The organism is Burkholderia cepacia, assembly GCF_001039005.1.
Taxonomy (GTDB): domain Bacteria; phylum Pseudomonadota; class Gammaproteobacteria; order Burkholderiales; family Burkholderiaceae; genus Burkholderia; species Burkholderia theae.
Window position 1 is genome coordinate 1 of record NZ_LDWR01000159.1, and the last position, 1,037, is coordinate 1,037.

A 1,037-nucleotide genomic window follows, 5' to 3' on the forward strand; every position below is an offset into this window, starting at 1 on the left:
CGACTCCGAGCGGCATCGACGAGCGTTGCGCGATCGCGGTATCGAGCCGGTGATCGCCAAGCGCCGTACCGAACATGGCAGCGGCCTTGGCAAATATCGCTGGGTCGTTGAACGCACGCATGCCTGGCTGCACCACTTCCGTTGTCTCCCCATTCGTTTCGAGCGCCGTGCCGACATTCACGGCGCGTTCCTCAAACTCGGTTGCCGCCTGATCTGCTGGAATACCCTTCGGCGGGCCGACCAGTCTTTATGAAACCGTCTCTTAGGATGTGCGATTCGTAGATATCGTTTCACTTTCTTGAGTGCCGTTTCTTTGACTTGCTGGAACTCACGGCTCCGTTAGGAGACGCGAGTTCCAGCACGCGCCGGTGATGTTCGCCAAGTGTCTTGTCGACTCGCCATTCGCGGTGCCGGATTCGCTCTTTCAGTTCGTCGTAGGCGCCGGCTATCTCCTCTGCGAGAGGTGTGATTTCGCACAATTCCGCTATGCGATCGATGGGCGTCTTGCCGCCGAGTGAGCCGTGTGGGCGGCGCCAGTTGTAGTCAAACTGCCATTCCTCAATTCGCTCGTCGATCGCATCCTCAGCAGGAGCGTGATGGGTCCAAAACTCGTTCCGGTCAGTGAGTTGCGAACGCTCGACCTTGCCATTGAGGTGTGGCGAGCGTGGTGGGATCGGTCTGAATTTGATGCACTCGCTCATCAGACGCCTCTGTACTGACCCTGCCTTGTTTTCACGTACAGCAACTCATGCGGCGACCAACTTGTCCTCGTAGTCGACGGGGGTAAGGTAGTCGATCGAGGTATGCAGGCGTTGCCGATTGTAATAGCCCTCGATCCAATCGACGATATCCAGTCGGGCGTGGGCGCGCGTTTCGTAGTGGTTCTGATAAATTCTTTCGACCTTCAATGTCTTGAAGAAGCTCTCCATCGGCACGTTGTCCCAGGCGTTGGCACGCCGGCTCATTGAGACGTTCATCTTGAACGTGGCGGCCAGTTTCCGGTACGCGCGACTGGCATATTGGGTGGATTCAACCGG

The 1,037-nt window shown here is 57.4% G+C and carries 2 protein-coding genes and 1 pseudogene; 1 reads left to right on the forward strand and 2 read right to left on the reverse strand.

The window, feature by feature from the left end:
• Nucleotides 1–253: transposase (locus VL15_RS41580; RefSeq protein WP_155420322.1), on the forward strand; the 253-nt coding region annotated here is incomplete at its 5' end.
• A gap of 37 nt (nucleotides 254–290) precedes the next feature.
• On the opposite strand, the pseudogene VL15_RS41585 reads toward VL15_RS41580, so the two are convergent.
• Nucleotides 291–725, reverse strand: a pseudogene (locus VL15_RS41585) (integrase core domain-containing protein); the annotation flags it as partial.
• 21 nt (nucleotides 726–746) lie between these two features.
• Nucleotides 747–1,037 (reverse strand): IS3 family transposase (locus tag VL15_RS38870; RefSeq protein WP_048252196.1); only part of this gene is annotated, 291 nt, incomplete at its 5' end.